At 59.2% G+C, this 25,042-nt stretch carries 27 protein-coding genes; 16 read left to right on the top strand and 11 right to left on the bottom strand.

Features of this window, described 5'->3' with window-relative positions; genetic code table 11:
* Positions 1-268: 268 nt before the first annotated feature.
* The gene (locus P8S53_RS12760; protein ID WP_277804348.1) at positions 269-739 is read right to left on the bottom strand and encodes a peptidoglycan-binding protein; all 471 of its coding nucleotides are present in this window, start codon (positions 737-739) and stop codon (positions 269-271) included.
* 150 nt (positions 740-889) lie between these two features.
* On the opposite strand from P8S53_RS12760, the gene P8S53_RS12755 reads away from it, so the two are divergent.
* The 7 genes from P8S53_RS12755 to hslV all read left to right on the top strand — a co-directional run bounded on the left by P8S53_RS12755 (position 890) and on the right by hslV (position 11,003).
* The gene (locus tag P8S53_RS12755; protein WP_277804347.1) at positions 890-1,213 is read left to right on the top strand and encodes a 2Fe-2S iron-sulfur cluster-binding protein; all 324 of its coding nucleotides are present in this window, start codon (positions 890-892) and stop codon (positions 1,211-1,213) included.
* Positions 1,214-1,401: 188 nt separating this feature from the next.
* Positions 1,402-3,099, top strand: coding sequence for a PAS domain-containing protein (locus P8S53_RS12750; protein ID WP_277804346.1), 1,698 nt, complete (start codon positions 1,402-1,404; stop codon positions 3,097-3,099).
* A gap of 42 nt (positions 3,100-3,141) precedes the next feature.
* Positions 3,142-3,669 (top strand): tRNA (adenosine(37)-N6)-threonylcarbamoyltransferase complex ATPase subunit type 1 TsaE, encoded by a 528-nt coding sequence (gene tsaE / locus P8S53_RS12745; protein ID WP_277804345.1) that lies wholly within the window; start codon positions 3,142-3,144, stop codon positions 3,667-3,669.
* Positions 3,666-6,623 (top strand): double-strand break repair protein AddB, encoded by a 2,958-nt coding sequence (addB, locus tag P8S53_RS12740; RefSeq protein ID WP_277804344.1) that lies wholly within the window; start codon positions 3,666-3,668, stop codon positions 6,621-6,623. The genes tsaE and addB overlap by 4 nt, the downstream gene beginning before the upstream one ends.
* The gene (addA, locus tag P8S53_RS12735) at positions 6,620-9,988 is read left to right on the top strand and encodes a double-strand break repair helicase AddA (protein ID WP_277804343.1); all 3,369 of its coding nucleotides are present in this window, start codon (positions 6,620-6,622) and stop codon (positions 9,986-9,988) included. The genes addB and addA overlap by 4 nt, the downstream gene beginning before the upstream one ends.
* A 36-nt stretch (positions 9,989-10,024) precedes the next feature.
* A complete protein-coding gene (trxA, locus tag P8S53_RS12730) occupies positions 10,025-10,345 on the top strand; it encodes a thioredoxin (protein WP_277804342.1) in 321 nt (106 codons plus the stop codon).
* 106 nt (positions 10,346-10,451) lie between these two features.
* A complete protein-coding gene (gene hslV / locus P8S53_RS12725) occupies positions 10,452-11,003 on the top strand; it encodes an ATP-dependent protease subunit HslV (protein ID WP_277804341.1) in 552 nt (183 codons plus the stop codon).
* Here hslV and P8S53_RS12720 read toward each other — a convergent pair.
* Positions 10,993-11,289, bottom strand: a complete 297-nt coding sequence (locus P8S53_RS12720) for a BrnA antitoxin family protein (RefSeq protein ID WP_277804340.1) — start codon at positions 11,287-11,289, stop codon at positions 10,993-10,995. The two genes, hslV and P8S53_RS12720, sit on opposite strands and share 11 nt — an antisense overlap.
* Entirely contained in the window at positions 11,225-11,527 is a 303-nt protein-coding gene (locus P8S53_RS21445) for a BrnT family toxin (RefSeq protein WP_373418498.1), read from the bottom strand. The genes P8S53_RS12720 and P8S53_RS21445 overlap by 65 nt, the downstream gene beginning before the upstream one ends.
* A gap of 162 nt (positions 11,528-11,689) precedes the next feature.
* Here P8S53_RS21445 and hslU point away from each other — a divergent pair, with 162 nt between their 5' ends.
* The 5 genes from hslU to tpiA all read left to right on the top strand — a co-directional run bounded on the left by hslU (position 11,690) and on the right by tpiA (position 15,201).
* Complete coding sequence (hslU, locus tag P8S53_RS12715) at positions 11,690-12,994, top strand: ATP-dependent protease ATPase subunit HslU (RefSeq protein WP_277804339.1); 1,305 nt, start codon at positions 11,690-11,692, stop codon at positions 12,992-12,994.
* Positions 12,995-13,090: 96 nt separating this feature from the next.
* Positions 13,091-13,447 (top strand): SUF system Fe-S cluster assembly protein, encoded by a 357-nt coding sequence (locus tag P8S53_RS12710; protein WP_277804338.1) that lies wholly within the window; start codon positions 13,091-13,093, stop codon positions 13,445-13,447.
* On the top strand, positions 13,447-14,016 hold the full coding sequence (locus P8S53_RS12705) for a sugar O-acetyltransferase (protein WP_277804337.1): 570 nt from the start codon (positions 13,447-13,449) through the stop codon (positions 14,014-14,016). The genes P8S53_RS12710 and P8S53_RS12705 overlap by 1 nt, the downstream gene beginning before the upstream one ends.
* Before the next feature lie 6 nt (positions 14,017-14,022).
* The gene (locus tag P8S53_RS12700; RefSeq protein WP_277804336.1) at positions 14,023-14,412 is read left to right on the top strand and encodes an iron-sulfur cluster assembly accessory protein; all 390 of its coding nucleotides are present in this window, start codon (positions 14,023-14,025) and stop codon (positions 14,410-14,412) included.
* Between the two features lie 54 nt (positions 14,413-14,466).
* Positions 14,467-15,201, top strand: a complete 735-nt coding sequence (gene tpiA, locus P8S53_RS12695) for a triose-phosphate isomerase (RefSeq protein ID WP_277804335.1) — start codon at positions 14,467-14,469, stop codon at positions 15,199-15,201.
* Between the two features lie 261 nt (positions 15,202-15,462).
* On the opposite strand, the gene P8S53_RS12690 is transcribed toward tpiA, so the two are convergent.
* The 8 genes from P8S53_RS12690 to P8S53_RS12655 form a co-directional block, all read right to left on the bottom strand.
* On the bottom strand, positions 15,463-15,963 hold the full coding sequence (locus P8S53_RS12690) for a Hint domain-containing protein (RefSeq protein WP_277804334.1): 501 nt from the start codon (positions 15,961-15,963) through the stop codon (positions 15,463-15,465).
* Between the two features lie 266 nt (positions 15,964-16,229).
* On the bottom strand, positions 16,230-16,589 hold the full coding sequence (locus tag P8S53_RS12685) for a hypothetical protein (protein WP_277804333.1): 360 nt from the start codon (positions 16,587-16,589) through the stop codon (positions 16,230-16,232).
* A gap of 38 nt (positions 16,590-16,627) precedes the next feature.
* Positions 16,628-17,017, bottom strand: coding sequence for a response regulator (locus P8S53_RS12680; protein WP_277804332.1), 390 nt, complete (start codon positions 17,015-17,017; stop codon positions 16,628-16,630).
* 23 nt (positions 17,018-17,040) lie between these two features.
* Positions 17,041-17,886: a protein-glutamate O-methyltransferase gene (locus P8S53_RS12675; protein ID WP_306417804.1), complete on the bottom strand. Its 846-nt coding sequence runs from the start codon at positions 17,884-17,886 to the stop codon at positions 17,041-17,043.
* A gap of 5 nt (positions 17,887-17,891) precedes the next feature.
* Positions 17,892-18,404 (bottom strand): chemotaxis protein CheW, encoded by a 513-nt coding sequence (locus tag P8S53_RS12670; protein ID WP_277804331.1) that lies wholly within the window; start codon positions 18,402-18,404, stop codon positions 17,892-17,894.
* Positions 18,367-20,478, bottom strand: coding sequence for a chemotaxis protein CheA (locus tag P8S53_RS12665; protein WP_277804330.1), 2,112 nt, complete (start codon positions 20,476-20,478; stop codon positions 18,367-18,369). The genes P8S53_RS12670 and P8S53_RS12665 overlap by 38 nt, the downstream gene beginning before the upstream one ends.
* 5 nt (positions 20,479-20,483) lie before the next feature.
* Positions 20,484-20,852 (bottom strand): response regulator, encoded by a 369-nt coding sequence (locus P8S53_RS12660; RefSeq protein WP_277804329.1) that lies wholly within the window; start codon positions 20,850-20,852, stop codon positions 20,484-20,486.
* Positions 20,849-21,124, bottom strand: a complete 276-nt coding sequence (locus P8S53_RS12655; protein WP_277804328.1) for an STAS domain-containing protein — start codon at positions 21,122-21,124, stop codon at positions 20,849-20,851. Before P8S53_RS12655 ends, P8S53_RS12660 begins: the two co-directional genes overlap by 4 nt.
* 212 nt (positions 21,125-21,336) lie before the next feature.
* Here P8S53_RS12655 and P8S53_RS12650 point away from each other — a divergent pair, with 212 nt between their 5' ends.
* The 4 genes from P8S53_RS12650 (at position 21,337) to P8S53_RS12635 (ending at position 24,986) form a co-directional block, all read left to right on the top strand.
* On the top strand, positions 21,337-22,344 hold the full coding sequence (locus tag P8S53_RS12650; protein WP_277804327.1) for a CheB methylesterase domain-containing protein: 1,008 nt from the start codon (positions 21,337-21,339) through the stop codon (positions 22,342-22,344).
* Positions 22,341-22,859: a chemotaxis protein CheD gene (locus P8S53_RS12645; RefSeq protein ID WP_277804326.1), complete on the top strand. Its 519-nt coding sequence runs from the start codon at positions 22,341-22,343 to the stop codon at positions 22,857-22,859. The genes P8S53_RS12650 and P8S53_RS12645 overlap by 4 nt, the downstream gene beginning before the upstream one ends.
* An 82-nt stretch (positions 22,860-22,941) precedes the next feature.
* Positions 22,942-23,331, top strand: coding sequence for a hypothetical protein (locus tag P8S53_RS12640; RefSeq protein WP_277804325.1), 390 nt, complete (start codon positions 22,942-22,944; stop codon positions 23,329-23,331).
* 2 nt (positions 23,332-23,333) lie between these two features.
* Positions 23,334-24,986, top strand: a complete 1,653-nt coding sequence (locus P8S53_RS12635) for a methyl-accepting chemotaxis protein (RefSeq protein WP_277804324.1) — start codon at positions 23,334-23,336, stop codon at positions 24,984-24,986.
* Positions 24,987-25,042: the final 56 nt, after the last annotated feature.

Genomic DNA, 25,042 nt, shown 5'->3' with positions numbered 1-25,042 from the left:
TTGGCTGGCCGCGTTCTTTCGCGGTCATGCCGCCCGAAATTTGGTAAGGCGCGCGCAAAACTTGCGCGCGTTTTTCATTTTGGGACTGCTAAGATGTGAAGCTTGTGCATTTTGCAATCCGCACCTGCCGAACCGAACCCGGCCTGAACCGCCCTTTGCGCATGGTGCAGAAGGGCTGGAACTGGACGCGCACCTGCTGAACATGTGACATCTAGGGCGCAGTCAAAGCGCGGTCGGGTGGTGCGTGAAAACGTGCAGGCCCGGTGTGCTAGTTCCGGCCCAACTCAATCGGCAAAAGCCCAAGATGCTGCGCTGTGTCCAGCGTCAGAATTGGGCTGTCAAAACCTTGTGCGCGCTGAAATTTCTGCACCGCTGCGCGCGTCTGCCCGTCAGCGCGTCCGGTGATCGGCCCGTCATAATGCCCGCGTGCGTTCAGTGCGCGCTGCAATGTCGCAATGAAATCCGTTGTCATATGTTCAGGGCAAGGCACCCGGAAGGCAACTTCTTCAATGACATCGTTATTCTGGGAACCTCTGGTCGCGTAGCGCGCCCAGCACAATCTGCTGTTGGTTTGTGGCAGGGCCAGATGCGACTGCTCTATGCGGGCGCGACTTGTTTCAACCGGATTTGCCAGCGCGGGTGTGGTGATTGCCAGCATTGCCGCCACCAACACGCCCCATGTCACCGCCGCGCGCGGCGACAGTAAAGTGGATCGTATGCGTTGGTGCGAATGTGTCATGTTTCTCATTCTGCAACAATACCAACCGATTCGGGCAAAAAATTGTCCCAAGCGCGACAAAACTTGAAAAGTCTGATGCAGATTTCATATCTGGTCAAAGGGGCAGCGCTATTTTATGTCCGTAAAATAACGCGTTTATCAGAGGGTATCATGGCAAGAATCACTTATGTCGAATTTAACGGAACCGAACATGTTGTGGATGTGGCCCCCGGCCTGACCGTCATGGAAGGTGCGCGCGACAACGGCATTCCCGGAATCGAGGCGGATTGCGGCGGGGCCTGCGCCTGTTCGACATGTCATGTCTATGTAGCGCCTGAATGGGTTGAACAATTGCCCGCCAAAGACCCGATGGAAGAAGACATGCTTGATTTTGCCTTTCAGCCCGACCCGCAGCGTTCGCGCCTGACCTGCCAGTTGAAGGTGACGGACGGTCTGGATGGCCTGAAAGTGTTCATGCCTGAAAAACAGATCTGACACCTGCCCAGGCGCAGCGTGGGCCGCGTTTATCCGTATTTGCGCGCCTCACTTTGGCCCCTTGGCAATGCGTGATCTGGCTGTTGAAAACCGGTTCGCACCGCTGCGCGACATCCATTAATACTGATTTAACCAATATCTGGCAGCCTGTCTGGAACGCATAGTGTTTTTCCAGAAGGATCATGCCAATGGCGGACGCGCTGTTTCTTGGGTTGACGGTTTCTGTCGGGTCCGCCTTGGCTGTCCTGGGGGCACTCATGATTATGGCGGGGATCGCGCACCGCAGAACGCCGCCCCTGTTTTCGCCTGATACCGAAGATCATGACGCCGTTCTGATTTTCCGCGACAGCACGCTGGTCGATTGCTCTGATCGTGGTCGGCAGCTTCTTGCCGCGATCCGTGATCAGGGCGTGCAGACGGATACAGGCGCATCTGACAGCACTGCACTGGATCGCCTGCTGGCCTATCTTGCGCCGCATTTTCCCGATTTGCGCGCGCAGCTTGCAAAACTTGCTGAATCGGGCAGCTTGCAGCTTGAGTCCACTGACGACAGTGGCCTGACATTGAAAGCGCAATGGCGGTGCGGTCTGGCCCATTTGCGCATCTCTGACACCAGTGCAGATGGTGTTCTGGTGGCCATGGACCGGCTTAGCTACAAGGCGCTTCATCAGGAATTGCACAACCTGCGCGATGTCACGCGTGCAGCGCCAATCCTGATCTGGCAAAGTGATGAACAGGGCCAGATACTCTGGGCGAATGGCGCGTATATTGCCGCATTGCACGACAGCGGGCGCACGAACCAGCAGGCGCTGACATGGCCGTTGCCCGAACTTTTCGCGGATCATGATGCGTCCGGTCGGCTGGGCGTGCAGTTCAGCGACGGGCAACGGTGGTATTCCTATCAGACGGCAGATGCCGGCCAGATGACCTTGCATTTCGCGACGCCGATTGATGCTGCGGTGCAATCCGAATTTGCACGACGCGAAATGATGCAGATGCTGACGCGGACCTTCGCGACCCTGCCCATCGGGCTGGCGTTGTTTGACGCGGATCGCCGCTTGCAGGTGTTCAACCCCGCCTTGGTGGATCTGACGGGCCTGGACCCGTTTTTTCTGGCGGCGCGGCCTGATCTGGGGCAGATGCTGTATACGCTGCGCGAATTGCGCATGTTGCCGGAACCCAGGGATTTTGGCACATGGCGTGACGAAATCATGAAGATGGAGCAAGCCGCCGCATCGGGCAGCTTCAGTGAAGAATGGCATCTGGACACGGGGCGCATCTATCACATTACGGCCACGCCGCAGGGGGATGGCACGCTTGCCTTCTTCATTCAGGACATCACGTCGGAGGCGGGCCTGATGCGCGGCTACAAGGCCGAGATAGAAACCGCACAGAATATTCTTGATCTGTTGCCCGATGGGGTGGCCGCGTTCAATCTGGCAGGGCAGGCGGTTTTTGCGAATGCAGGCTATGTGCAGCTATGGGGCAGCGACCCTTGCACCGACCTGTCAGACAGCGGCATTGAACAAGCAATCCGGAACTGGGCCTTGCGGTGCGACGCGACAGTATTTTGGGACCAGCTTGCTATCTTTGCGGCCAATTCCGATGCAGACGGGGAACTGACCGGCACAGGAACACTGAAATCCGGCGCGGCGATAGCGCTGCGCGCGCAGCGGCTGGTCGGTGGCGGGGTCGTCGTGACCTTTCGTCATCTGGCCCAGCAGCGCGGCATCCCTGTTGCCGGACTGGCGCATCATCAAGACCGGATCAGCCGCATTGATCATGCCGCCCCAAATGACATGCGGCCAGATTACATGTCTGCGCCACAGGATGCGCGCACGAAATTCCGCTCGGTCAAACACAAGGGCAGCCGCATTCGCGCCTGACGGGTCTGGCGCAGGCGCGGTCGGCATGGCAATGTTGCCCGCATGTGCAACACCCCGAACCAGATTCAGCCCCAGACGCAGACGCAATGCCGGACAGTCACGGCCCCCGACCCCGACACGACAGCGCGGCTTGCTGCCAGACTGGGGCGCGTGCTTGTCGGCGGGGATGTCATCTTGCTGCATGGCCCTGTCGGTGCAGGCAAAAGCCATTTTGCCCGCGCCCTTATTCAGGCGCGGCTTGCAGATCTGGGCCGGTATGAAGATGTGCCATCCCCGACATTCACGCTGGTCCAGATCTATGATCTGGGGGGGATCGATCTTTGGCATGCGGACCTCTACAGGCTGACGGACCCGCATGAATGCCTTGAACTTGGGCTGGATCATGCGTTTGAATCGGCAATTTGCCTGATCGAATGGCCCGACAGGCTGGGTGAGTATGCCCCGAAGACCGCAGTGTCGCTGCATATCCGGCCCGGCGATCAGGCAGACACCCGCCATCTGGAGTTTTGCACCAGTACCGAACACGGGCGCAATATCCTGACCGCGCTGTGCGATGGTGATGTGACATGACAGGGCCGACTGCGATTTTTGCCAATAGTGACCATCCGCGCGCCTTTGCCCTGCCGCCCGATGCGGATTTCCCCCATCTTCTGGCGCAGGGGCTGATGGAACGGCTGGCCCCGCTTGCGCCTGATGCGCGGGCAAGGGTCAGCGTTCTGGTCAATTCCGGTCGCATGCAAAGGCGGCTGCGCGCCAGCCTTGTCGGTCATGGACCCGCAGTTATGCCGCGAATCCGGCTGGTAAGCGATCCGCTGACATTGGTTGGCGCGGCGGGGTTGCCGCCGCCTGTTCCGCCCCTGCGCCGCCGGTTGGAAATTGCGCAGTTGATTGACCGGCTGCTGACGGCCGACCCCGACCTTGCGCCGCGTTCCGCAATGTATGATCTGGCCGACAGTCTGGCGCGGTTGTTTTCCGAAATGCAGGCCGAGGGCGTGTCGTTCGATACGCTGAGCACGCTGGATGTCAGCGGTCATTCGGGCCATTGGCAGCGCGCGCTGAATTTCATCCGGCTGGTGCAAACCGTCATCACCGCCGACACCCCCGATGCCGAGGGGCGGCTGCGCGCACAGACAGCGGCCCTGATTGCGCAATGGCAGCTTGCCCCGCCTGCGGACCCCGTCATCATTGCCGGTTCCACCGGATCGCGTGGGACAACGGCGCTGCTGATGCAGGCCGTGGCCCGCCTGCCGCAAGGTGCAGTTGTGCTGCCCGGTTTTGATTTCGACATGCCGCGCGGGGTCTGGGAGGGGTTGGGCGACAGTCTGAGCAGCGAAGATCACCCGCAGTTCCGGTTTCAGCGGCTTATGGCGCAGCTGGACCTGTCGCCTGACCAAATCCTGCCATGGGCGTCTGTGCCCGCGCCCGCACCTGCGCGCAACCGGCTGGTTTCACTGGCGTTGCGTCCGGCGCCGGTCACCGACCAATGGATGACCGAAGGTCGCGCGCTGCATGATCTGGAAGATGCATGCGCAGGCATCGCATTGCTGGAAGCGCCGTCCCCGCGAATGGAGGCACAGGCCATTGCCGCGTGTTTGCGCAGCGCGCTTGCGCAGGGCAAAACCGCCGCCCTTGTCACGCCGGACCGGAATCTGACACGCATGGTCACCGTGGCGCTGGACCGCTGGCGCATTATCCCTGACGACAGCGCGGGCCGTCCGCTGGCCTTGTCTGCTCCGGGGCGGTTTTTGCGCCAATGCGCGGCGCTGCTGGCGCAGCGGCTGGACGCGCAGGCGCTGCTGAGTTTGCTGAAACACCCGCTATGCCACAGCGCAGGCGACCGCGGCCCGCATTTGCTGAATACCCGCAATCTGGAATTGCATGTGCGCAGGCGCGCGGTGGCCTTTCCCGACCGCGAATTCCTGCATGCGTGGGGAAGGGCGGCGGAATGCGCGGGCTGGACAGGCTGGCTGGCGCAGGTGTTGCCACCGCTGGCCGATGCCACCCCGCGCCCGCTGGCCGATCTGGTCGCAGAGCATATGGCGCTGGCCGAAGGGCTGGCGCGCGGCCCGCATGCGGGCACCGGCGAATTGTGGTTGCAGGCGGCTGGCAAACAAGCGCTGTCCGCAATGTCGGAACTGGCCCGCGAAGCTGCGCATGGCGGGGACATGACCCCATCGGATTATGACGCGTTCCTGACCGCATATCTGCAACAGCAGGAAGTGCGCGAACCTGTCAATGCCGACCCGCGCATCATGATATGGGGCACGTTGGAAGCGCGGGTGCAAGGGGCCGAACTGGTTATACTTGCGGGGTTGAACGAAGGGGTCTGGCCAAAGGCCCCCGACCCCGACCCGTGGCTGAACCGGCGCATGCGCGCTGATGCGGGCCTGTTGCTGCCCGAACGCCAGATCGGGTTGTCCGCCCATGATTTCCAGCAGGCCATCGCCGCCCCACAAGTGGTGTTAAGCCGCGCCATCCGCGATGCAGAGGCCAAGACCGTGCCATCGCGCTGGCTGAACCGGCTGACAAACCTGCTGGGCGGGCTGCCAGATCAGGGCGGCGATACTGCGTTGCGCGACATGCGCGCGCGCGGGGCGCATTGGCTGGATATGGCCACGGCGTTTGACCGCGATTTCCGCAATATCCCTGCGGACCCGCCGGCCGCGCGCCCCGCGCCCGCGCCCCCCGTGGCCGCGCGTCCGCGCGAATTGCCGGTCACGGCCATCAGCAGGCTTATTCGTGACCCGTTCGAGGTGTATGCGAAATATGTGCTGCGGTTGCGCAAGCTGAACCCGCTGCACCCGTCCGCAGATGCGTTGTTGCGGGGCACGGTTTTGCACAGGGTTCTGGAAAGTTTTACCAAAGCGCCCCCGGAACCCGACCCGTTTGCCCAGCTTTTGCGCATCGCAGATGAGGTGCTGGCGCGCGATGTGCCATGGCCTGCGGCGCGCGCGCTTTGGCGGGCAAGGATGGGGCGTGCGGCGCGCGCATTTCTTGACTTTCACCTGTCGCAACCCGGCCAGATCCTGTTGCAAGAAGCCCGTGGCGCGATGGCGCTGCCGGATATCGGGTTTACCCTGACCGCCAGGCCCGACAGGATTGATCTGTGGCCTGACGGGCAGGCGCATGTCATCGACTACAAGACCGGAACCCCGCCCACGCAGACGCAACAGGCGCTGTTTGACAAGCAGCTATTGCTTCAGGCCGTCATGGTCGAGGCGGGGGCGTTTTCTGAAACCGGCCCCTTGCCCGTGGCGCGCATCACCTATCTGGGCCTTGGCGCAACACCCAAGCGCGAGGAAATGGACGTGACCGGGGATTTGAACGCCACCACCCGCGATGAATTTGAAACGCTGATGACGGCCTATCTGTCACCCGATCAGGGGTTTGCCGCGCGCCGGATGCTGTTCATGGAACGCGAGCAATCCGATTATGACCACCTGTCGCGCTATGGCGAATGGAGCATGCAGGACACGCCCGTTGTGCAGCCTGTGGGCCGGACTGACAAGGACAGCACAGCATGAGTTTTGATGATGCCACCTTGTCGCAAAACCGCGCGTCGGACCCCGCCGCGTCCACATGGCTGTCGGCAAATGCGGGGTCGGGCAAGACCAAGGTTCTGACCGACCGTGTAGCGCGGTTGCTGCTGCGCGGTGTATCGCCGCAGCGCATTTTGTGCCTGACCTATACCAAGGCCGCCGCAAGCGAGATGCAGAACCGCCTGTTCAACCTGTTGGGCAAATGGGCCATGTTGCCCGATCACTCCCTGTCGGCAGAGTTGCACAAGATCGGCGAAGTGGCCGCCAGCCCCGACAGTCTGGCGCAGGCCCGCCGCCTGTTTGCCCGCGCAATCGAGGCACCGGGCGGGCTGAAAATCCAGACCATCCATTCGTTTTGCGCGTCCCTGTTGCGCCGCTTCCCGCTGGAGGCGGGCCTGTCGCCTGCATTCTCGGAAATGGATGACCGCTCGGCACATGCCTTGCGCGCAGATGTGTTGGACCGGCTGGCAGATACGGCCCGCCACCGCGATGTGTTTGCAGATCTGGCGGCGGCATTTACGGGCGCGGAAATTGACACATTGCTGATGGAGATCTGCGCCAATGCGCCCGCATTCACGGGCGATGTGCCGGAGTCTGCATTGCGCGACGCGTTTGAATTGCCCGCCGGATACGACACCGCCGCGCTGTGCCGTGATGTGTTTCTGGGGGCAGAGGGCGATTTGATGGCGCGCCTTTTGCCTGCGCTTGATGCAGGCACCGTGACCGACCAGAAAGCCGCGGACAAATTGCGTTCGCTGGATTTCGGCGCAGATGATGTTGCCCTTCTGCCTGTGCTGGAAAGCGTGATGCTGACCGGCAGCGGGGCCAAGGAACCCTTTACCGCCAAGATCGGCAGTTTTCCAACCAAGGGCACGCGCGCGACCCTTGGGGCGCTTGTGGACCCGTTAAATGACCTGATGGCGCGTGTTGAGGCGGCGCGCGTGCGCCGGATCGCGCTGGCCTGCACCAGCCGCTCTCTGGCCCTGCACCGTTTCGCACGCGCGTTCCTGCCATCCTATGCGCAGGCCAAGGCGGCGCGCGGCTGGCTGGATTTCGATGATCTGATCACCCGCACCGGCCAGTTGCTGACCGACCCGTCCGTTGCGCAATGGGTCTTGTTCAAACTTGATGGCGGTGTTGATCATATTCTGGTGGATGAAGCGCAAGATACCAGCCCCGGCCAATGGCGCGTGATCGAACAGCTGGCGCAGGAATTTACCGCAGGACTTGGCGCGCGTGATGGCTCGCGGACCCTGTTTGTCGTGGGCGACAAGAAACAGTCGATCTATTCCTTTCAGGGGGCGGATTTGCAGGTGTTCGACCGCATGCAGGCGCAGTTCCGCGACCGGCTGGCCGCAGTCGATGTGCGCCTGAATGAAGCGCTGCTGGCGCATAGTTTCCGGTCGTCGGATGCGGTGCTGCGCAGTGTCGACCAGACCTTTCGCCCGCCGCATGATCAGGGCTTGGGCGGGGTGCCGGACCACATTGCGTTTTTTGACCGCATGCCGGGGCGGGTAGATCTGTGGCCAGTGGTCGAAAAACCCGACAAGCCCAAAGACCCGGAATGGTTCCAGCCGGTCGACATCATGGCGGAAGAACACCATACCCGCCAGCTTGCGCGCACAATCGCGGCGGAGTTGCGGCGCATGATCGACATGCGAACACCGATCCCCGTCAGGGGTGGTGCGCGGCCCATGACCGAAGGGGATGTGTTGATTCTGGTGCGCCGTCGCGGGCCGCTGTTTCATGAAATCATCAGCGCGTGCAAGGCGGCTGGGTTGGAAATGGCGGGGGCGGACCGGCTGCGCCTTGGCGGCGAAATGGCTGTGCGTGACCTGACAGCGTTGTTATCATTTCTGGCCACGCCCGAAGATGACCTGTCGCTTGCCGCCTGTCTGCGCTCGCCCTTGTTCGGGTGGTCCGAAGATGCCCTGTTCCGGCTGGCGCATGGCCGCGAGGGGGCATTTTTATGGACCTGCCTGCGCGAACATGGCGATGCGGCCACATTGGCGGTGGTGGATGATCTGCGCGCGCAGACGGATTTCCTGCGCCCCTTCGATCTGGTTGAACGCATGCTGACGCGCCATGACGGCCGCAGGCGGTTGCTGGCGCGTCTGGGACCGGAAGCAGAAGACGGCATTGACGCATTTCTGTCGCAGGCGCTGGCCTATGAACAACTGGAAACACCCAGCCTGACAGGGTTCCTGTGCTGGCTGGAACATGGTGATGTGCAGATCAAACGCGAATTGGACAGCGCAGGTGCGCGGCTGCGGGTGATGACGGTGCACGGCGCAAAGGGGCTGGAAGCGCCTGTGGTCATCCTGCCCGACACTGCCGACGCTGCCGCGACCGAACGCAGGCAGATATTTCCTGTGGCCGATACCGTCGCTTGGCGCGGCGGGGCCAAGGGCGAGACACCGCCACTGTTGCAATCGGCGGTTGACAGGCTGGCCGATGCCCGCGCGCAAGAGGATGCGCGCCTGCTATATGTCGCCATGACGCGCGCAGAAAGCTGGCTGATCGTGGCAGGCGCGGGCACCACCAAGCGCGACACATGCTGGCACAATCTGGTCGCGCAGGGGCTGGCGCATACGGGCGCTGTGCGCTGCGAAATGCCCACTGGGCAGGGCTTGCGCCACCAGCATCAGGACTGGCCGGAACTTGCAGGCGACTCTGGCGCCCACGCCCGCGCGCCTGATTTGGCCTCGGTGCCGGATTACATGTGGCAGCCGGTGGCCATGCAGGCCGATACCCCCAAACCCCTGTCGCCATCGCGACTGGGCGGGGCCAAAGCCCTGCCGGGTGATGCCGGTCTGGATGAAGAGGCGGCCATGTTGCGCGGGCAGCAGTTGCATTTATTGCTGGAACATCTGCCGCTGTGGGACGAAGCAGACTGGCCCTTGCGCGCCGCTGACCTGCTGGCCAGCAGCGATGCGGGCACGCCCGCCGACCTGCACGCGCTGTTGGCCGAAGTGCGCGGCGTCTTGTCCGCGCCCGCGCTTGCACCCATCTTCGGGCCGGACAGTCTGGCCGAAGTGGAAATAACGGCCACAGTGTTCAACAGGCCGCTTGCGGGCATCATCGACCGGTTGATTGTCACCGAACACGACGTGCAGGCCATTGACTATAAATCGAACGCGGTTGTCCCGCCTAGCGCAGCAGATGTGCCCGAGGGGTTGTTGCGCCAGATGGGGGCCTATGCCAACGCCCTGCAACAGATTTTTCCGGGCCGGACCATACGCACAGGGCTGTTGTGGACAGCGTCTGCGCAGTTGATGTGGTTGCCCGCTGACATGGTTGCCGCCGCACTGGACAGGGCAGCGCTTGAAACCCCGCGCGCGGAGGCATAACTAGGGCACAACCGAAACCAAACTCTGGAGGGGCCGATGCCCACAGTTGCCGTAACCGATGCCACATTTGACGCCGAAGTGCGCCAGTCCGATATTCCCGTTGTTGTCGATTTCTGGGCCGAATGGTGCGGCCCGTGCAAGCAGATCGGCCCGGCACTGGAAGAACTGTCGGTCGCATATGCGGGCCGCGTGAAGATTGCCAAGGTCAATGTTGACGAAAACCCCGGCACCGCCGCACAAATGGGTATTCGCGGCATTCCTGCGCTGTTCCTGTTCAAGGATGGTCAGGTTGTGTCCAACAAGGTTGGCGCAGCACCGAAATCGGCACTGGAAAGCTGGATCAGCGGCGAAGTCTGATCGTATCGCTGCAAGGGGCGCGGGGTGCGTGCCCCTTGCGCAGCGCGTGCCTGGTCCGATGGCAGGGCTTTGGGCTGAGTATTTTTAGCAAGATGAAGAGGGCGCGATGAGCGATTTTCCCGGATGGCACGGGACCACCATCATTGCGGTGCGCCGCGGCGGTGACGTGGTCGTTGCAGGTGATGGTCAGGTGTCGCTGGGCCAGACTGTCATCAAGGGCAGTGCGCGCAAGGTGCGGCGGCTGTCGCCCGGCGGCTATCCGGTGGTTGCGGGGTTTGCCGGTTCCACGGCTGATGCCTTTACCCTTCTGGACCGGCTGGAAGCGAAACTGGAAGCCACGCCCGGACAACTGGCGCGCGCGTCCGTGGAACTGGCCAAGGACTGGCGCACCGACAAGTATTTGCAAAAGCTGGAAGCGATGCTGATTGTCACGGACGGGCGCGACCTGTTCGTGATTACCGGCGCGGGCGATGTGCTGGAGCCGGAACATGACGTGGCCGCCATCGGGTCCGGCGGGAATTTCGCATTGGCAGCGGCGCGCGGGCTGATGGAAACCGACCTGCCCGCCGAAGATGTGGCACGCCGCGCCATGGCGATTGCCGCCGATATCTGCGTCTATACCAATGGTAACCTGACGGTGGAGAAGATCAGCGCTTGATCTGCGCGTCCATCCATGCGCGAAGCACCGCGTTCATGCGGGTCTGATAGCCTGATCCTTGCGATTTGAAGAAATCCAGCACATCGGGATCGACACGCAGGGAAATCATCTTCTTGGGTTCGGGCGTGACCAGTTCGGCGCGGGTCCAGTCGAGTTCGAATTCGTCGTCATTCGTTTCGGGTTCCAGACCAAGCGCGTCTTCGCGGCGCAGGCGTTCCCAGTCAGTGCCGCCCTTGCGCTGACGGGCTTCTTTCAGAGAAATGCGCGTGATAGATGTTTCGCTCATTTGTTCGTGCCCTCCGGGCAGTGATGATGCGGGTGGTTTGCCCGCGTAGTGTGAAAAACACTGCCACCATGACCCCGTCCCAGTCCGCGATTGCAGCGAAACGGGTTTCGCTGTCGCTGCGCGCGGGGATGACCAGATGCGGCCCCTCAAATATTTCTATGACTTCAAGAAAGTCGATGCCGTGTTTTTCGAGTGTTTTCAGTCGTTTGGTTTCGTCCCATTCGTAGGGGAGATTCATGACGAATCCTTATACTGTGCGCCACTCGCGCATTAAAGATTGTGTTCATGACTCTTCCCGTTGTGTGTGTTTTGTATATACAATACGCCATTACAAAACGCAACCCCTTCAATTCTGCCGCCCAAGCCTCTATCTCTGCATCAACACAAGAAGGGATGCCCCATGACCGACCTGACCCCGCGCGAGATTGTCAGCGAACTTGATCGTTTCATCATTGGCCAGAAGGACGCCAAGCGCGCCGTTTCGGTGGCGTTGCGCAACCGCTGGCGGCGCAAGCAACTGGCAGCCGACCTGCGCGATGAGGTCTATCCCAAAAACATCCTGATGATCGGCCCCACAGGGGTGGGCAAAACCGAAATCAGCCGCCGTCTGGCGAAGCTGGCGCGCGCGCCCTTCATCAAGGTCGAAGCCACGAAGTTTACCGAAGTGGGTTATGTCGGCCGCGATGTTGAACAGATTATCCGCGATCTGGTGGATGCGGCCATTGCCATGACGCGCGAGCATATGCGCGAAGCGGTCAAGGCCCGCGCCCACAAGGCCGCCGAGGACCGCGTGATCGAGGCGATTGCCGGCAAGGACGCGCGCGAGGGCACGCGCGAGATGTTCCGCCGCAAACTGCTGTCGGGCGAGTTGGACGACACTGAAATTGAGGTGGAACTGTCCGACACGTCAAACCCGATGGGGGCGATGTTCGACATTCCCGGCCAGCCGGGTGGCCAGATGATGAATCTGGGTGATCTGTTCGGCAAGGCGATGGGCGGGCGGAAAACCCGCAAAAAGATGACGGTGTCTGAAAGCCATGATCTGCTGATTGCGGAAGAAGCCGACAAGCTGTTGGATGACGAAGCCGTGACGCGCACTGCGCTGGACGCGGTCGAGCAGAACGGCATTGTCTTTCTGGATGAAATTGACAAGGTCTGCGCCCGCGCCGATATGCGGGGCGGGGATGTCAGCCGCGAAGGCGTGCAGCGCGATTTGCTGCCGCTGATCGAAGGGACGACGGTGTCCACCAAGCACGGGCCGGTCAAGACCGATCACATCCTGTTCATTGCCTCTGGGGCATTTCATATTGCCAAACCGTCGGACCTGCTGCCGGAATTGCAGGGGCGCTTGCCCATTCGGGTGGAATTGCGCGCGCTGACCGAACAGGATTTCGTGCGCATTCTGACCGAAACCGACAATGCCCTGACGCGCCAATACACCGCCCTGATGGCCACCGAAGCGGTCGAGGTGACATTTACCGAAGACGGGATTGCAGCCCTTGCAAAGATCGCCGCCGATGTGAACCATTCGATTGAAAATATAGGGGCGCGGCGGCTATACACCGTGATGGAACGCGTGTTCGAGGAATTGTCCTTTCATGCGCCCGACAGGGCAGGGCAGCGCGTAACGGTTGATGCCGCCTTTGTTGAAACCAATATCGGTGATCTGGCCCGTTCCGCCGACCTGAGCCGCTATGTTTTATGACAGTTGCGCATCGCCACTGGACGGAACGGCAAGTTATCTTATATATATGCTCAGGTATTGCGGTTCATCACCGCCAGTCAGGAAGGCGAGGGGCGCATGAGCACGGAACAAAATCAAGGCGATCTGCTGATCAAACCCTCCAGCACGGAACACGCGCTGTATGATGCCGCCGTGGAAGCCTGCAAAACGGTCTATGACCCGGAAATTCCGGTCAATATTTTTGACCTTGGGCTGATCTATACCATCACCATTTCCGATGCGGGCGAAGTTGATGTCATTATGACACTGACGGCGCCGGGCTGTCCGGTCGCGGGTGAAATGCCGGGCTGGGTTCAGGATGCCATCAGTGCCGTGCCGGGGGTGCAATCGGTCAATGTGGAAATGACGTTTGATCCTCAATGGGGCATGGACATGATGTCGGACGAAGCGCGTCTGGAGCTGGGGTTCATGTAATGGATGCGGCCTTGTCGGAACGTGACAAGATGCTGTCGGGTGCCCCCTATGACCCCGGCTGCCCCGAACTGAAGGCCCTGCGCCAGCGCGCGCAATCCCTGATGCGCGATTACAACCAGACCATTGTGGGCGATGCGGCGCGCGCGGGTTTGTTGACGGATCTTTTGGGCGCGTGGAACAAGGCTGTCATCCGGCCACCCTTTCACGTCGATTACGGTGTGAATATTCATTTTGCGCCGGGGTGTTTTGTCAATTTCAATTGCGTCATTCTGGATGTTTGTGCAGTGCAAATCGGCGCACGCACCCAGATTGGCCCGAACGTGCAAATCCTGACCGCGGATCACCCGCGCGATGTCCGCGCCCGCGCCGACGGCGAAGAATGGGGTCGGCCCATCACCATAGGCGCCGATGTCTGGATCGGCGGTGGCGCAATCATTTTGCCCGGCGTTTGCGTGGGTGACGGCGCGATCATAGGCGCGGGCGCGGTGGTCACACGCGATGTCGCTGCGGGCGTGACGGTTGCGGGCAATCCGGCCCGTGCCCTGACTCGCCCACAAACCCAAGGATAAGTACTGATGTTTGCAATGCCCGGAAAACCCCCTGTCACCCTGACGCCAGCGGCGGTGCGCCAGATCCTTCGTCTGATGGACCGCGAAGGTGCCAAAGGGCTGCGCGTGGGTGTCAAAAAAGGCGGCTGCGCGGGGATGGAATACACCATGGAAGCCGCACAGGACGTGCAAGACAATGAAGAGTTGATCGAACAGGATGGCGCCTGCGTGATCATTGCACCTATGGCCCAGATGTTCCTGTTCGGGACCGAAATTGATTATGAGACCAGCCTGATCGAAAGCACATTCCGCTTTCGCAACCCCAATGTGACCGATGCCTGCGGGTGCGGTGAATCGATCAAGTTTGATGATGTCGATACATTGACCGAACGGATGAATTCGGCACGCAGCGGCTGATTGCATCATGCGCGGATAGCCGCTATCCCTGATGAAAACACGGAAGGGATGTGCATGACTGCTCCGCGTAAACTGGCTGTCGGCAACTGGAAAATGAACGGGCTGCGTGCTGATCTGCATGAAGCCCGCAAACTGGCGGCAGAATTCCCGTCCCCTTCGGCAGATATTGTCTTATGCCCCCCGGCCACGCTGATCGGGGCCATGGCGGCGGCCTTGGTGGGTAGTTCTGTGCGTGTGGGCGGGCAGGATTGCCATTTCAATTCCAGCGGCGCGCATACGGGGGATATTTCCGCGGGCATGCTTGCGGATGCGGGCGCGTATCATGTGATCCTTGGCCATTCGGAGCGGCGCGCGGACCATGGCGAGGCATCTGTGATGGTTGCGCAAAAGGCGCGTGCCGCACATGCAGCAGGGTTGACGGCGATTATCTGCATTGGCGAAACAGAGGCAGAGCGCGATTCCGGCCAGACCCTTGATGTGGTGCTTGATCAGATGAAACACTCCATGCCGGACAGCGCATCGGCTGCGAATACTGTGATTGCCTATGAACCGGTCTGGGCCATTGGTACGGGCCGCACGCCCACGCTTGATCAGGTTGCGCAGGTTCATGACGCGCTGCGCGCGAACCTGCCGGATGCGGGGATTTCCCTGCTATATGGCGGGTCGGTCAAGCCCGCGAATGCCGCAGAAATTTTCGCGATCAAGAATGTAGATGGTGCTTTGGTCGGTGGCGCATCGCTAAAGGCAGATGATTTTGGCGCGATTGTTGCGGCTTTGGATCGGGCGTGATGGTTTGGTGCCAGGCGGCGTAAATTCAAGCACAGGTCGCCATCGCCTTTTATGTTTCCCGCCTTTATGTAGCCCGGCGGCACGCCCGGCATTCATGCGGCATGCGCAAGCGTTGAGCTTTCGCAATTCAGTGACATGCAAAGGCGGTTCCGGCGTTTGCACAGTGCCAAAGCGCGCGCGCATTTATTCACGCCGCACCCAAACCCATCAAGAACGCTTGTTGTGATAAGCAAGGAAGCGGTTCCCACATTCTGCACCCGGCTAGACACTGGCCAGTGCATGAATCCCGTTCGCCTGAATGACTGTGGGCGTGTCGAAGCAAACTGCGCATAGCTGCATATCGGACACCGCGACCTTGCGGATATGGACGCCATCCACAAGTGTATCCGCACTGCTCAGCACAGGTTTTCCAAAAAGGACATGGCTGCGCCAATCCTGTATAGCAAGCTTCTGGCCCCGCGCCACGATCAGCTCGTGGCTTAGTTGATCTGGGGGCATGCCAAGCCCCAGCGCTGACGGTTCCACCTTGACCACGTCATCCTTGTGCAATGTGAACTTTCGAATGGACCGGATTTCAACAATCTGATCATCAACGTCGAGTAGCAAATCCCCGGCGAAAAGTGTTTCGATGCGGCGCGGACCGGTAATCGTTCGAATATAGGTTCCCGCAGCGAATCCCGATGGCACAATCTTGTTGCGTTGATATGTATTTTGGGGCTTGCGGCGCAGTGCCGGTGGCAATGTAACTGTGTTTTCAAACATTTTCTGATCTCCTGCGATTATGATGCCGGAAATATGTAACGACAAGGTTAACACCTGCACATCTGAAAAATGTTTCCATATTGGAGACAATCCGCGGGAACTATGGCAAGAATTTGTTCAAAGCGGGGAAAGGATATGACCTGAACCGAACACATACTGTGCTGTGGCGCATCGGATACTATCCATAACACAAAATACTATTGTTGACGCGGTCGTCATCGCGCGAAAGCGTCTTTCAACTTACCCGAACGACATTCCGGCTGCAGCTACCCGGTCCAAAGCTCACTTGAGTAATGCGCTTTCACTGCACCGTCCGGCGGCCTGTTGTTTTGAAGTCGGCCTGATTGTTCCTTCATCATAACCTTCGTGGCAGCTTGCGCCGGGCAACATGTTCCCTGCTCATCAACAGTTGTGGCCAAGGCGCTCAGGAACAGTGCCAACCCTTCCAGCCCTTGCCGTATCAGATCTGCATTTTGTAGCCCGTTGGAATCTGCCGGACTAGATTGTCCAAGCGCCGCCGCTATGCTGGCATCCAGGTGTTCTGCTTCCCTTGACAGAAATCTTGCCTCGTCCGCTGCGCGCGAGAGGCCTTCTGCAATAGGAACGCGTGTCGTTTCAGGTGACATCTGCGCCCCTGACGGCGCCGAACGAGTTTGCGGGTGTGTCATTGCAATTTGCCTGTCACGGATTCAATGCAGCGCAACAGCGCCTCCTTGGTGAAGGGCTTTGTCAGGAAATTGTTCATTCCCGCGCGCTGGCCGCGTTCCAGAAGGGGGCGGTCAGCTTTGCCCGTGATCAGAATGAAACCCATCCGGTGGGTTTGTTTATTGGACCTTAGTGCCTCTAGCAGGCTGATTCCGTCCATTCCCGGCATGTTGTAGTCGGAGATGACAAGGTGAACGGGCGCGGCCACCAATCGTCTGAGGGCGCTTTCGCCATTTGCTTCGTATTGCACATTCGATATTCCGGCCCAGTCAAGCGCTTGTTCAATAAGGCCACGACTGACAGACATATCATCTACAACCATGACATGAAGCTGAGATTTGAGCAGCATAGAGGTATCCTTCGTGAAAGAGGTTATCGGCCCGTCTCGCGCGCGATTGAGATATAGTGTGTTGGTCCGGCCAAACGGAACGCAGCGCTTGCCGGCCCGTCAAGGCGTTCGGAATGGCCAATGAACAGATGGCCGTCGGCCTGAAGCTGGTCTGCGAACCGCAGCCAGAGCCGCCTGCGCGCATTTTCATCGAAATAGATAACGACATTCCTGCAAAAAATGACATCGAACCCGGCAGAAAACGGCCATTCCTGATGCAGGTTCAATTCTGCAAAGCGCATCATGTTGCGCAACGGCGCGCGCACCTCGAAGGAACTTCCGGTGCGGGTGAAATGCGTCCTTAGCCTGGCCGGATCAAGGCCTTGTATCGAAGTTTCGGAAAACACGCCAGCTTGCGCTTTTTCAACCATCAGGGGATCAATGTCGGTGGCAAGTATCAGCAGATCATACCGCGCCACCTCCGGAAAGGCTTCAAGCACAGATATGGCCATGGAGTACGGCTCTTCACCAGAAGAGCATGCAGCGGACCAAAGCCTGACGCGCCCCCCTTTGCGCGCGATATCGATCAGCGGGGGTAATACCTGTTGCGTGAGAGTGTTGAAATGATGTGCTTCCCTGAAAAATGCCGTAACATTGGTTGTCACCGCCGAAAGCATATTTCGACGCTCAACCCGCCCGTCCGGGCCATCCAGTAGGGTGCAATATGCCCCATATCCGGAAAGCCCCAGAACGCGCAGGCGCCGGTTCAGGCGGGCCATCAACATGCCCCGCTTTGCTTCTGTCAGTATGATTCCTGAATCCTCACGGACGATGTCGGCGATCCGGCCAAACTGTTCCGCAGTCAGAGCGGGGGGTGTTTCAACCAGCATGATAGTCAAGCGTTGGCAAGCTGTGGTGCCGGCAGCAGTTGCGCAAGATCTATCTTGCGCAAGATGCGCCCGTCGTCGAAGGTAATCATCCCGGTGATGAATTCTCTGGACGGGTCGGACGCGATGTCCGGGACGGCTTGAATATTCTGGTCATCAATCGTCACGATATCTGACACCAGATCTGCCAACAGGCCAACAATCCTGCCTTCATGGAATGCGATGATGACAACGTGGCGCTGGGAGGGGTCTGATGGGCCAAACCCAAGCCGTTGTGACAGATCCACCACCGTGACAACCGAGCCGCGCAGGTTTATCACCCCTTTTACATAGCTGGGTGCATGTGGAAGGACAGTCGTGGGTGCCCAGCCGCGTATTTCACGCACCAGGTTGATATCTATGCAGAAATCCTGCTCTGCAAGCTTGAATGCGACAACTTCTTGTTTGCCGACTGAGTTATGGGACATGGTTTCTAGCATCGCGTCACCCGTTTGCTGCGAAGGCCATTGCAGAGCGACCATGCTCGGACAATGAGGAAAGGACGATTTCTTCAGGGTCTATAATCAGGGCAATTTTTCCGTCTCCCAGGATGGTTGCTGCGGAAACACCAGGCACGCGCCCATAGTTTTCTTCCAAGCTTTTAATGACGACCTGACGCTGGTCAAATATACCGTCGACATGCAGGGCTGCACGCTTGTGGGTGTCCGTCTCGACGACAATAAGGACGCCACCATCAAGTGCTGCAGGTGTATCGCGAAGCCCGAAGGCGCATGCAAGATCTATGATCGGGATCAACTCGCCCCTGTTGGACAGTACCCTGCCATGCTTTCCGATGCCGTGAAGCGTTGCAGATGTCGGCCGCAAGGTTTCCTGAACTGCGGTGATGGGCAGAACCATGGTCTGGTCCCGCAACTGGATGAGCATTCCTTCCAGCACTGCCAGTGTCAGTGGCAAGGCAATGGAAAATGTTGTTCCGTGCCCTTCTTTGGACTGGATCATGACGCGGCCGCCCAGCGACATTATTTCACGACGCACCACATCAAGGCCGACACCGCGCCCCGATAGCGCAGATACTTCTTCCTTGGAGGAAAACCCAGGCAGGAAAAGAAGCGAATCGACTTCGTTCGGGGAAAGGGTGGCACCGTGGGGGATTAGCCCGCGTTCCTCTGCTATCTGGCGGACGCGTTCACGGTTGATACCACCCCCATCATCAGAGACTTCGATCTGAACGCGGCCAGACCGGTGCGCTGCGCTGAGCGTGATTGTCCCTTCATGAGGCTTTCCACGGCGTTGACGCGTGAGCGCATCTTCCAGACCATGATCAATTGAATTCCTGATCATATGGGTCAAGGGGTCGATCAGCCGTTCGATCATTGTCTTGTCGACTTCGGTGTTTTCGCCGATCGATTCGAGGCGAACTTTCTTTCCGGTCGCTTCCGCCGCTTCGCGCAATATGCGATGCATCCGTTGGAACACCAGTTTCAATGGTTGTGCCCGAATAGACATGACGCTTTCCTGAATGTCGCCCGCAAGTTGGCGTATGCCTTCCAAGGCTGTCACGACATCGGGTTCTTCGGTGAACCCTGCGGTCTCTATTACCTGATAGAGCATGGCTTCCTTGATGACCAATTCGCCAATCATGTTCATCAACTTGTCAACCCGGTCCAGACTGACCCTGATCGTCGCGGTCTGCCCGGTGGATTGTGCGATATGCCCGGCGGTGCCACCGGAGGGGGATACCGCGTTGCGGCCGTCCCCGACCTTATGCGAAATCGCTTCCGCGTCCGGCGTGGGTTGCGTTGTCTTTTCCGGTTGTTCAGTGACGTCGGGCGCGGCTTCCTTCGGCGTGTCATCCACCTGTTGGGTGATTTCCAGTTGGCAGCAGTCCACAACGAATTCAAAGACTTGATGGATGTCAGCGACTGACGCTGCGGTGCTCAGGTCGATCTCCCATTTCAATCGCGCCTCATCTTGCGACCAGATGGATAGTTTCGGAACATTGCTTGCGTTCAATGTGACCGACGCGTCGCCAAGCTGCGCGAGCGCGGTGATAAGGGCTGCCGGATCATTGCCTGTGCGGTACAATTCGGGGTCGGGCGCCATGATGATCTTGTAGGTCGTAGTGGCCGGGTTGGCGCCCAGCGGCGCGAAATCCAGTGTCAGCGGGACGAATTCCATCGCAAGATCACTGCCATTCCCATCGTCGCCGTCATCGCCGATCAAGCGGTCGAGTTCTTCAAGAAGCTCTGAAATACGCGCCTGATCCGCGCCGCGTGACTGGCGCGCGGCGGAGACAAGATCTGCCAGCAGGTCGGACGCGCGATGTAGCACGGTCATCACGTCTTCGTCTGCAATCAACCTGTCAGACCGCAGCAAGTCGAGGACCGTCTCGAACCGATGGGCAAATGTAACCAGATCGTTCAGACCGAATGCAGCCGCCGCGCCTTTCATCGAGTGCACAGCTCTGAATACCGAATGAACGGTTTCTTTCTCGTGCTCCGGCGCTTCCATCGCCCGCAAGCCGGTTGCCAGACTTTCGAGCAATTCGTCGCATTCGACAAAAAACATTTCCAGGAACTGATCCATATCGGGCATGCGGGTTACCTCCCCAATACGCGGTCGATAACCGCAAGCAAGCGCTCGTCATCGAAGGGTTTGACAATCCAGCCGGTTGCCCCTGCATTGCGTGCGCGTGTCTTCAGTTCGGCGCTGCTTTCTGTCGTCAGGACCAATATCGGGATGCTTGAATAGCTGCCGGTGGCACGCACCGTTTCAATCAGGCCGAACCCGTCCATCTTTGGCATGTTGATGTCGGTTATTATAAGGTCCGGATCGGCGTCGGGCAGGGTTCCCACGCCTTCTACCCCGTCTGACGCAAGAAAAACCTCGAATCCTGCCTTGCGCAGAACATCTGCGACAAGGCCGCGTATTGTGGGGGAATCGTCAACAGCCAGAATACGCGCGGTCATTTTTGGACCTCCACTCTTAATGATTGTGGGTCAAGACCCAGAACTTCCAGAACCTTTAATATTGCAGGTGACCAGTTTCTTATTTCAAATTGCTTGCAGTCTTCTTGCCATTGGCGCTGCGCGGAAATCAGCATTTCCAGACCGGCCCCGCCAAGGCGCCTGACATCTGTTGCATCAAGCACAACGTCCTGTTCCAGCCTGTCCAGAAGTTGCGTGGCCATGATCTGCGCGCCGCGCTGATCGAGGACTTCCGGCAGTTTCAATTCTGGCATGGCACCCCCTTTTCGTGGCCCATCAACGCTTTCTGGCGCATCTGTCCGGTTTCAACATGCGACGTCATGTTCGCATCTGACCTAGGGGTAGCACCGGTCCCTTAAGATTTGGTTTCGGGCCAGTCGCTTCTTTTGTAAAATCATCAGGCGGATGCACAGAGTTTCTTAAGCAGTGTGGGTTAGTTTCGACTCAATTGCTGAAGGAGCCTCATGTGACTGACCCGGTTATCCTTATCGCGGACCCGAATCGCACCCGACGAAAATTGCTGATGTCGCTATGTGCTGATGTCGGTATGGTTGCTGTTGCCGAAGCTGGCACCTTGGGCGAGACGTATCAGCTTGCCGAACAGCACATGCCCAAACGCGTCGCGATCGCAGCGGATTTCACGCGCACGTCGGAGTTTTCCGCGCTGCTTGATATGCTGAAAATGATATCTGCCGACCTGGTGGTCTATGGAGAAGGAGCGGCTGCAACGTCAAGTACGCTGTTCAGGCTTGATGATCACGCAGCGGCAGTGCGGCTGGTTGCAGTATTGTCTGCGGGCCTTGGCGCGGCAAGACAGCCGCCGCCACGGATACAGGCGGCCCCCACGCCACCTGCACTGGGCGGGCCGCCACAAAACAGGTTGCTCCTGATCGGTGCCTCGACCGGCGGCATCACCGCATTGGAGACGATTCTATCTGCATTTCCCGAAGATTGTCCCCCGACATTGGTGGTTCAGCATATTCGCCCCGGTTTTGCGGAGGGGCTGATTCGTCGCCTGAACGAAACGGTGCGCCCCAACGTGGTTGCGGCCGGACATGGCGTGCCGCTGCGCAAGGGCTGTGTGCATATCGCGGCGGGAAATGACCGCCATCTTGGTGTCGTTCAGCGTGGCGGGTTCATGACACGGCTTATTGATGGGAACGCTGTTTCCGGGCACTGCCCGTCGGTGGATGTCCTGTTTGAACATGGCGCAATGCTGGCAGGTGACGTGGCAATCAGCGCCGCAATTCTAACCGGAATGGGGGCTGATGGCGCAGCAGGCATGCGCAGTTTGCGCGCGGCCGGGGCTTATACGGTGGCTCAGGACAAAGGCAGCTCCGTGGTCTGGGGCATGCCGCGCGTTGCTGTTGAACTGGGAGGGGTGGTAGATGTGCTTCCCCTCGCGTTTATCGGCAAGGCCCTGTTGCGTGATCATTCGCGGGCGGCTTACCGGCAAGGAAGGGCGTTGTCATGACCACCTCCCGGCCCAAGGTTATTCATATTGTCCAGGGGGAGCATCGGATATCCGAGCAACCGGACGTTGTTATCACGACAGTTCTTGGTTCATGCGTGTCCGCATGCATCTTTGATCCCGAGCGTGGGATCGGTGGGATGAATCATTTCCTGTTGCCTGATCCGGTGTCGGGATCGGGTGACATCCGTTTTGCCGCCGCAGCAATGGAAACGCTGATCAACGGATTGCTGCGGCAAGGCGCGCTGCGCAATCGTATGCAGGCCAAGCTGTTCGGTGGTGCAAGAATGATGCCTTCACTGCCCGACATAGGCCGGCGCAATGCGGATGCGGCGCACAGGATACTTCAAAATGACGGTATTCGCGTGGTGAGTGGTGATCTGTGTGGTCATGAAGCCCGGCGGGTGCGTTTCTGGCCAACTTCGGGGCGTGTGCAGGTTCAGCTTCTTGGAAATGATGCGCCGCCCCCTGTTGAAAAGCTTTCGCGCCCGCTGTCCGGCGACGTCGAGCTGTTCTGAACAGATCGCGACTGGCAAGATTCCTGTGGATCATCTGCACAGATTTTTGGGCGCGATAAGCACTCATTAACATGCGGCGGGTATGATGATCAAAAGCCTTGGGGGCCATGTTGGGGGCCATGACAGAATGACACTGCAAATCCAGTCTGAAAGGATCGTTCCATTGGTGGTTTCTGTATCAGGGATCGCGGCACTGATCATCCTTCATGCCTTGCCCGGGGCGCAGGATAATGTGACCGCACTTTTATTCTCACCGACGGTGCCACGGGCGGCAATACTTCGAGAAGCAGCGCAACTGGGGTTACCGATACGGGATCTGCGATGGAACGGCTATCTGGTCGAATTCGATGTTACCGACCAGCCTGATCAGTTGAAAACCAGTCTGGCGCGCCGTGTTTCCGAACCTGCAGTTCAGCTTGCGATCAGATCGGGCAGTTTTTGCACTGTCCCGTCCATCATAAAGGAAAACTAGGAATGGCGACACTCAACCCGGCGCCCGAAATGCTCGTCGCGATCCGCAAGCATGGCGCATTTGGAATCTGCCTGTTGCTATGGGGGATGGTTGCACAGGCCGTGTTCATCGCATGGGCACTTGCCGTTCCGTCAACATATATCCTGTTGTGCATGACGGCATTGGCGGGTGTCGTGACATTTGAATACAAACGAAACCCCGCTGGCGAAAGCGTGCAACTGACATCCGCCGCAGCACTTGCGATCGGCGTTGCGCTATTGGTGGCGCAGTTTTCCGAACACCCGTGGCAGCCAGACATGCATATGCAGTTCTTTGCCGCATTGGCCGTGCTTGGGATTTACTGCAACTGGCGCGCTATCGTCCTTTATACGGGGCTGGTTGCCGTGCATCACCTGACGTTGACGCTCGTGCTGCCCGCCGCCGTTTTGCCCGGGGGGACTGACATTGGGCGCGTGTTGCTGCACGCTGCCATCTTGCTTGTCGAAGCTGTCGCGCTGGTGATCATCGCGGAATTAATTCGCCGTGCCTTGTCGCGGGCAACATGCGAGGCCCGGAAAGCCCGGGCCGCCAGCGATGAAGCAGAAGCATTGCGTCTTCATCAAGCAGAGCTGGCAGAACAGGTCGCAGCAGAAAAAGCCGCAGAGGCAGCCCGTCAAAAGCGTGTCGTTCAAGAGTTGGAGGCTGGATTGTTGCGTTTGTCAGAAGGAAATCTGAAGGCCACCATCGACAGCCCGGATAATGATCCATTCCCGGCCGAATATGAAAGTATTCGTCAAGCTTATAACCAGACTTTGCTGTTGCAGGATGATCTTATGGTTCGTGTGGACCTTGTCGCAGGCTCTGTCAGGTCCGAAGCAGTTGAAATTGAACGCGCGGCGCAGCAACTGTTCGAGCGGGCACAAGCCCAGACTGCCAGTCTGCGCGATGGCCGTATCGCCTTGCAGCGTGTGATTGAACTTGTGGATTCCAGCCAGGCTGACTCCCGCGCGGCAACGGATGAAAGCCGCGAAAGCGAAAGTCAGGCCACAGCGGGACGCAGCATCATGCAAGATGCTGTAGAAGCCATGCGCGCGATTGAAGAAAGTTCCGAACAAATATCACGAATCATCGGCGTGATTGAAGATATTGCCTTCCAGACCAATCTTCTTGCGCTGAATGCGGGCGTCGAGGCGGCCCGCGCGGGTGATGCCGGACGCGGTTTTGCCGTTGTTGCAGCCGAAGTGCGCGGCCTGGCCGAACGTGCTTCCGGGTCTGCCCGGGAAATTCGCGCGCTCATTGCGCAAGGGTCCGGCCATGTCAGCAACGGTGCAGGACTTGTCCGCCGCACGACTGACGCCTTGTCCGGTATCGTCGAGCGTGCCTCTGAAGTTCGCAGGCTTATGGATGGCATCAGTGCCGCATCTACCGATCAACTGGCAGGATTGCACCGGACAGATACTGTAATGGATCAGGCGGAATCCATCAATGCGCAGACACAAGACGCCGCGCAGGATGCGCGCGCTGTGGCCGTCAGTATCGGCAAGCAGGCAGATGAACTGGTGGCCACTTTGCAATCCTACCTGACAACGCCGGATCGGATGGATTGGTCCGGTATCGAACATCCTGCAGCATCTACCAAAGTTGATTCCGAAATACGTTTCTCCAGAAGTGGGTGATGACCAGATGCCCTGCTTTCAGACAAATGAGCCGCCAGTGTTCAGGTTCCAGCCGA

The sequence above is a fragment of the Roseinatronobacter sp. S2 genome, from assembly GCF_029581395.1.
Taxonomy (GTDB): Bacteria; Pseudomonadota; Alphaproteobacteria; order Rhodobacterales; family Rhodobacteraceae; genus Roseinatronobacter.
This window is presented reverse-complemented; position numbering and strand designations above follow the sequence as displayed.

Coding starts and splice junctions, on each gene's coding strand:
- P8S53_RS12760 (WP_277804348.1), bottom strand. CDS start 739: ATGACACATTCGCACCAACGCATACGATCCACTTTACTGTCGCCGCGC.
- P8S53_RS12755 (WP_277804347.1), top strand. CDS start 890: ATGGCAAGAATCACTTATGTCGAATTTAACGGAACCGAACATGTTGTG.
- P8S53_RS12750 (WP_277804346.1), top strand. CDS start 1,402: ATGGCGGACGCGCTGTTTCTTGGGTTGACGGTTTCTGTCGGGTCCGCC.
- tsaE (WP_277804345.1), top strand. CDS start 3,142: ATGTGCAACACCCCGAACCAGATTCAGCCCCAGACGCAGACGCAATGC.
- addB (WP_277804344.1), top strand. CDS start 3,666: ATGACAGGGCCGACTGCGATTTTTGCCAATAGTGACCATCCGCGCGCC.
- addA (WP_277804343.1), top strand. CDS start 6,620: ATGAGTTTTGATGATGCCACCTTGTCGCAAAACCGCGCGTCGGACCCC.
- trxA (WP_277804342.1), top strand. CDS start 10,025: ATGCCCACAGTTGCCGTAACCGATGCCACATTTGACGCCGAAGTGCGC.
- hslV (WP_277804341.1), top strand. CDS start 10,452: ATGAGCGATTTTCCCGGATGGCACGGGACCACCATCATTGCGGTGCGC.
- P8S53_RS12720 (WP_277804340.1), bottom strand. CDS start 11,289: ATGAGCGAAACATCTATCACGCGCATTTCTCTGAAAGAAGCCCGTCAG.
- P8S53_RS21445 (WP_373418498.1), bottom strand. CDS start 11,527: ATGAATCTCCCCTACGAATGGGACGAAACCAAACGACTGAAAACACTC.
- hslU (WP_277804339.1), top strand. CDS start 11,690: ATGACCGACCTGACCCCGCGCGAGATTGTCAGCGAACTTGATCGTTTC.
- P8S53_RS12710 (WP_277804338.1), top strand. CDS start 13,091: ATGAGCACGGAACAAAATCAAGGCGATCTGCTGATCAAACCCTCCAGC.
- P8S53_RS12705 (WP_277804337.1), top strand. CDS start 13,447: ATGGATGCGGCCTTGTCGGAACGTGACAAGATGCTGTCGGGTGCCCCC.
- P8S53_RS12700 (WP_277804336.1), top strand. CDS start 14,023: ATGTTTGCAATGCCCGGAAAACCCCCTGTCACCCTGACGCCAGCGGCG.
- tpiA (WP_277804335.1), top strand. CDS start 14,467: ATGACTGCTCCGCGTAAACTGGCTGTCGGCAACTGGAAAATGAACGGG.
- P8S53_RS12690 (WP_277804334.1), bottom strand. CDS start 15,963: ATGTTTGAAAACACAGTTACATTGCCACCGGCACTGCGCCGCAAGCCC.
- P8S53_RS12685 (WP_277804333.1), bottom strand. CDS start 16,589: ATGTCACCTGAAACGACACGCGTTCCTATTGCAGAAGGCCTCTCGCGC.
- P8S53_RS12680 (WP_277804332.1), bottom strand. CDS start 17,017: ATGCTGCTCAAATCTCAGCTTCATGTCATGGTTGTAGATGATATGTCT.
- P8S53_RS12675 (WP_306417804.1), bottom strand. CDS start 17,886: ATGCTGGTTGAAACACCCCCCGCTCTGACTGCGGAACAGTTTGGCCGG.
- P8S53_RS12670 (WP_277804331.1), bottom strand. CDS start 18,404: ATGGTCGCTCTGCAATGGCCTTCGCAGCAAACGGGTGACGCGATGCTA.
- P8S53_RS12665 (WP_277804330.1), bottom strand. CDS start 20,478: ATGCCCGATATGGATCAGTTCCTGGAAATGTTTTTTGTCGAATGCGAC.
- P8S53_RS12660 (WP_277804329.1), bottom strand. CDS start 20,852: ATGACCGCGCGTATTCTGGCTGTTGACGATTCCCCCACAATACGCGGC.
- P8S53_RS12655 (WP_277804328.1), bottom strand. CDS start 21,124: ATGCCAGAATTGAAACTGCCGGAAGTCCTCGATCAGCGCGGCGCGCAG.
- P8S53_RS12645 (WP_277804326.1), top strand. CDS start 22,341: ATGACCACCTCCCGGCCCAAGGTTATTCATATTGTCCAGGGGGAGCAT.
- P8S53_RS12640 (WP_277804325.1), top strand. CDS start 22,942: ATGATGATCAAAAGCCTTGGGGGCCATGTTGGGGGCCATGACAGAATG.
- P8S53_RS12635 (WP_277804324.1), top strand. CDS start 23,334: ATGGCGACACTCAACCCGGCGCCCGAAATGCTCGTCGCGATCCGCAAG.